This is a genomic window from Streptomyces graminilatus, assembly GCF_001418565.1.
Taxonomy (GTDB): domain Bacteria; phylum Actinomycetota; class Actinomycetes; order Streptomycetales; family Streptomycetaceae; genus Streptomyces; species Streptomyces graminilatus.
This window is the reverse complement of record NZ_LIQQ01000064.1, coordinates 1-5,295: the sequence shown is the minus strand read 5'-3', so window position 1 is coordinate 5,295 and position 5,295 is coordinate 1. Positions and strand designations below refer to the sequence as shown.

Sequence of the window (5,295 nt, the reverse complement as noted above, 5' to 3'; positions counted from 1 at the left end):
GCTGTTCGGCTTCACCCAGGCGGAGACGGTGTAGCTGCCGCTGGTGTCGACGGCCGTGGTGGGGACGTCCACCCAGGAGTTGCTCGCGCCGGTCAGGCTGACCGCGTCCTGACCCACCTTGCCGGTCGTCCAGGAGGCGCCGGCCTGAAGGGTGCCGTTGTTGTTGCCGCCGCTGATGTCGGCGGTCTTGGTTCCGGTGCCCTCCTCCAGCGGCCAGTACGCGCCGGGGGTCGCGGTGGGTCCGGCGACGGCGGTCCCGTTGTAGGCGCCGATGTTGGGAGCGGCGGAGGAGGAGACGGCGTTGCCGAAGTAGTCCTTGCCGCCGTTGTTGGCGATGACGGCGCCCGCACCGAACGCCGGGGAGCCGGCCTGCAGCTTGTAGACCGCCGCGGAGGCGCGGCCCATGCCACCGGTGCCCGGGCTGACCAGCAGGGGGTCGGAGGTGATCTTGGCGGGGTCGGAGGGCTCGGAGGCCGGGTGGTCGCCGTAGAAGAGGTTGTGCGTCCAGGTGGTGTTGGTGGTGCTGTAACCGCCGTTGCCCAGCTTGTAGATGAGGTTGTTGGAGAAGGTGACAGGGCTGTTCGGCGTACCGTTGGTCACCTTGCCGTTGTTGCCTTCGGGCATGTAGATCGTGTTGTTGTACACCTGGGCGAAGGAGTTGCTGTCGATGCCCTCCATCGTCGGGTAGACCGCGTTCTGCGTGCCGTCGTTCTGGCTGATGTTGTACCGGACAACGGAGCTCTTCGCGCCGAAGCCGCTGCGGCAGCACCACTCGACGGAACCGAACGGGTTGTCGTGGGTCCAGTTGTACTGGATGACCGTTCCGGTGTTGTTGTTGTCGATGTCGAACGCCTCGCCGTCGTAGAGCTTGCGGTACTGGCGGGCGACCTCGTTGTTCTGGAACACGGCGTTGGTCGTCCAGCCGTTCCACAGGCCGGCCCCGGAGTAGCGGTAACCGTTGTCCGTGGCCACGTTGTTCTGGATGACGGGCGAGGCGCAGAACACGCAGACGATGACGTTGCCGCCGGCGTCGGTGATGGTGTTGCCGTCGATCACCACGTTGGTGGTGTTGATGTTGTGGTTCAGGCCCTGGAGCGAGCCGATGTAGATGCCGGCGGCGTCAGTGCGCGTCAGCGTGTTGCCCTGGAGCAGGACGTCGTTCCAGGCGCTGGTGGTGTTGCCGTCGGTGACGTTGAAGCCGATGCCCGCGGACCGGCTGGGCTGGACGTCGGTCCACTTGCCCTTCACGTCATGGATGTTGTTGTTGACGATGTGGATGCCGGCGAGCGTCCCGCTGGTGGTGTTCTCCAGCTGGATGCCGCTGCGCACTGCCGCGCTGGAGGCGGGGTTGGTGATCTCCAGGTTCTGGATGGTCCAGTACTGCTGGTCGGTCAGCAGGATGGTGGCCGCCGCCCCGCCGCCGTTGAGGATCGGCGCAGCCCCGCTGCCGTAGCTGGAGATGACGATGGGGCTGCCGCTGGAGCCGGAGCCGTGCGGCTGGAGTTCGCCGGTCCAGGAACCGCCGGCCTGGAACTGGATCTGGTCACCGGGGTTGAAGGTCGTGGAGTTGACGTTGGTGAGCGTCCGCCACGGGGTTGCGGAACTGCATCCGTCGTTGCTGTCACTGCCTGCCGACGACGAGACGAAGTACGTGGTGCAGGTCGCCGCGTGTGCCGACGTGGCGGGGAGCATGACGAGTCCCAGCGCGGCAGCCGCGCTTCCTGTCGCCGCTATCAGGCGGCTTTGCCATCTTCGCATTGCGTTCCTCTTTGAACGAAGCTGATATCTGGGGATATGCGAGGTAGGGGCGGACCGGTGCGTGCGGCGCGCGCGGAGGGAGGAGGAGGGCGTGCGGCACGCACCGGCCGTATGCGGGGCCTCAGGCGAGGCGGATCATGTTCCAGGACAGGGCGGGGAGGGTGGCGCTCAGCACGGCGCCGTCGAGGACGGTGCCCGTGGCGGCACCGGGCCTGACGCGTTCCGGCTGGTCGAGGGTGTTGCGGGCGTCCGGGTCGGGGTCGGTGAGCACGGAGTGCTCGACGACGTCCGTCAGACCGTCGAATCCGCGCAGGACGACCTCAAGGGGCAGTGGGTCGCTCTGGCTGCGGTTGACGGCGAAGACGGTGACGGCGCCGGTGGTGTCGTCGGCGACGGCGGTCGCCTGCACCAGGGGGACGTCGCCGAACTTCGCCGTCGGGTGGGTGGGGCTGTCCACGTTCACCTGGAGCACCCGGCCACGTCCGTGCGCCGACGCCTGGGCGAAGGGGAAGAAGGTGGTCTGCCGCCAGGCCGGCCCGCCCGGTTCGGTCATGATCGGGGCGATGACGTTGACCAGTTGGGCCAGGCAGGCGAGCTTGACCCGGTCGGCGTGGCGGAGCAGCGCGATGAGCAGCGAGCCGAACACGACGGCGTCGGTGACCGTGTAGACGTCCTCCAGCAGACGGGGTGCCTCCTGCCAGTCGCGGGGTTCGGCGTCGGGCCGGGAGGAGTACCAGACGTTCCACTCGTCGAAGGAGATGCCGATCCGCTTCGCCGACTTCAGCCGCGCGCCGACGCTGTCGCAGGTGGCGACCACGTTCTCGATGAAGGACTCGGTGTCCACCGCCGAGGCGAGGAAGGAGTCGCGGTCGCCGTCCTTCTCCTCGTAGTAGGCGTGCATGGAGATGTAGTCGACGTGGTCGTACGTGTGCTCCAGCACGGTCGATTCCCAGGTGCCGAACGTCGGCATGAACTGGGCGGAGCTGCCGCAGGCGACGAGTCGTACGTCCGGGTCGACCAGCCGCATCGCCCAGGCGGTGGCGGCGGCCAGCTTGCCGTATTCGTCGGCGTCCTTGTGGCCGATCTGCCACGGGCCGTCCATCTCGTTGCCCAGACACCACAGCCGGACTCCGTACGGTTCCGGGTCGCCGTGGGCTATGCGTTCTTCGGAACGGGTGGTGCCGCCCGGGTGGTTGGCGTACTCCAGCAGCTGGAGGGCCTCCCTGACCCCTCGGGTGCCGAGGTTGACGGCGAGCATCGGCTCAGCGCCGTCGACCTTCCCCACGAAGCGCATGAACTCCGAGAGGCCGAACTGGTTGGTCTCCGTCGACCGCCAGGCCGGGTCGAGCCGGGTCGGCCGCCGCTCCTTGGGGCCGACGCCGTCCTCCCAGTCGTAGCCCGAGACGAAGTTGCCGCCCGGGTAGCGGATGGCGGTCACCCCGAGTTCGCGGACCAGGTCCAGGACGTCGCCGCGCAGGCCGTCGGCGTCGGCGGTGGGATGCCCGGGTTCGTAGAGGCCGGTGTAGACGCAGCGGCCGAGGTGCTCGACGAACGAGCCGAACAGCCGGGGGTCGACGTCTCCGACGGCGAATGCCGGATCAAGGACAAACCGGGCGGCGGGAGGCATGGCGGTATCCCTTCATGGCAGGGCCGGGGGCGGCGGCGCGGATGCCGGCGGGTCGGCGTGGGACGAACGGTGTGCGGACGGTTGCGGGGACGGCGTGCGGTGGCCGTCAGGGTCTGGGCGCCGTAAGGGTTCCGGAGCCGTCAGGATCCGGGGGCCAGGCCGAGTTCCACGGGCTCGTCCCGGTCGCAGGTCAGCCGGCCGGCGGTCACCCGCAGGGCGGCCACCTGGAGCGAGGACCGGCGGTACGCGTAGTCCGCTTCGCCGGTCTCCGGTGTCCGGTCGGGGTGGGTGAAGTAGAAGACGTACGCCGTCTCCCCCTGGACGACCACGTCGGCGTGGTAGCCGAATCCGCCGTCGTCGGGGCGGTTGCCGGGAGCGTCGAGGATCAGCCCCTGGTGCTCCCAGTGCTCCAGGTCGTCGGAGCGCAGGACACCCTGCCCGCGCCACTCGTCGACGATCATCCAGTGGGTGCCGCCGAGCTCGAAGACGTTGGGGCCCTCGTGCTCCCGGTGGGTGACGGCCGGGCCGGTCGGCCGCCACTTGTAGAGGTCGGGGCTGTCGGCCGCGTAGGTGACCGAGCCGTGGGTCTCGTCCTTGAACCACATCCGGAAGCCGCCGCCGGGCAGCGGGACCACGCAGGCGTCGATCGCCCGGTCGGAGTCGAGGTCCAGGGCTCCGTGGTACGTCCAGCCGAGCAGGTCGGAGCTGGTGTAGTGGCGGATCTCGGCGCGTCCCGTCCAGGCGTCGGGCACGCCCCGGATCCAGCTCACGTACATGTGGTACAGCCCGTCGTGCCAGATGATCTCCGGCGCCCAGAAGGTGTTGCGCCCCCATTCCGGGTCGGGGAGGTCCAGGGTGCCGCGGTAGGTCCAGGTGCCGCCGCCGTCGCTCGACGACGCGACTCCCAGGTCGGTGCCGTGCACCCAGGCGACGCCGGGGCCGGGGGCGGTGACCCGGCGGCCCGTGTAGACGAGCCACCATTCGCGGGCCTCGCGGTTCCAGACGGCCACCGGGTCGGCGGCGCCGTCGTGGACCGGGTCACGGAACAGCGGTCCGCTCGCCGCACCTGTCACGTGAACATCTCCCTTACTTGAGGCCGGAGTTGACGAAGCCGCGGACGTAGGAGCGCTGGGCGGCGAGGAAGAGCAGGATGACGGGGATGAGATACAGCACCGCACCGCCGGCCAGGAGATTGGGCACCGGGAAGCCCCGGTCGTTGACGTAGCCCGTCCCGACGCCGACCGCGAGGGTGGTGTTCGACTGGTCGAGCAGGAGGTTCGGGGCGATGAAGTCGCCCCACACCGCGTTGAACGCCAGGACGAAGGCCGTGACCATCAGCGGGCGGGACAGCGGCAGGAAGATCTGGAAGAAGACGCGGAGCCGGCCGGCGCCGTCGATGACCGCGGCCTCCTCCAGCTCCTTGGGGAAGCTGGAGAAGAACTGCCGGTACAGGAAGATGGCGTACGGCGCCCCGGCGGAGCCCCACAGGACCCACGGCCAGTACGTGCCGACCATCCCGACCTGGGCGAACATCAGGTAGGTGGGGATGAGCGTGACGATCTGCGGCACCATCATCGTCGAGATGAGCAGGCCGAACAGCAGACTCTTGCCCGGGGCGCGCAGTCGGGCGAAGCCGTAGCCGACGAGCGCCGAGCTGATGGTGGTCAGCAGGGCGTTGACGACGGCCAGGATCAGGGAGTTGCGGCCGAGCTGCCAGAACGGGATGGTCTTCACCGCGTCGGCGTAGTTGTGCCAGTCCAGCACCGACGGGAGCCAGGTGTCGGAGGACGTCTCGTTCGCCGGCCGCAGCGAGCTGATCACCAGCTCGACGAAGGGCAGGAACATCAGCACCGAGACGACGAGCAGGACCGTGAACACCAGCCACTGCTTGCGGTTGCGGGGGCGACGGC

General features: G+C 69.0%; 4 protein-coding genes. All 4 read right to left on the bottom strand.

Annotation, left to right across the window (positions count from 1 at the left end):
* Positions 1-1,758, bottom strand: a 1,758-nt coding sequence (locus tag AOK08_RS48360) for a right-handed parallel beta-helix repeat-containing protein (RefSeq protein WP_198539137.1), incomplete at its 3' end; no start/stop codon positions are given.
* A gap of 121 nt (positions 1,759-1,879) precedes the next feature.
* Positions 1,880-3,385 carry an arabinosylfuranosidase ArfA gene (gene arfA, locus AOK08_RS07025; RefSeq protein WP_055524579.1) on the bottom strand — a complete coding sequence of 502 codons (1,506 nt, stop codon included), beginning with the start codon at positions 3,383-3,385 and terminating at the stop codon, positions 1,880-1,882.
* Between the two features lie 140 nt (positions 3,386-3,525).
* A complete protein-coding gene (locus AOK08_RS07020) occupies positions 3,526-4,458 on the bottom strand; it encodes a glycoside hydrolase family protein (protein ID WP_055524578.1) in 933 nt (310 codons plus the stop codon).
* Positions 4,459-4,471: 13 nt separating this feature from the next.
* Positions 4,472-5,263: a carbohydrate ABC transporter permease gene (locus AOK08_RS07015; protein WP_338400122.1), complete on the bottom strand. Its 792-nt coding sequence runs from the start codon at positions 5,261-5,263 to the stop codon at positions 4,472-4,474.
* Positions 5,264-5,295 lie beyond the last annotated feature (32 nt).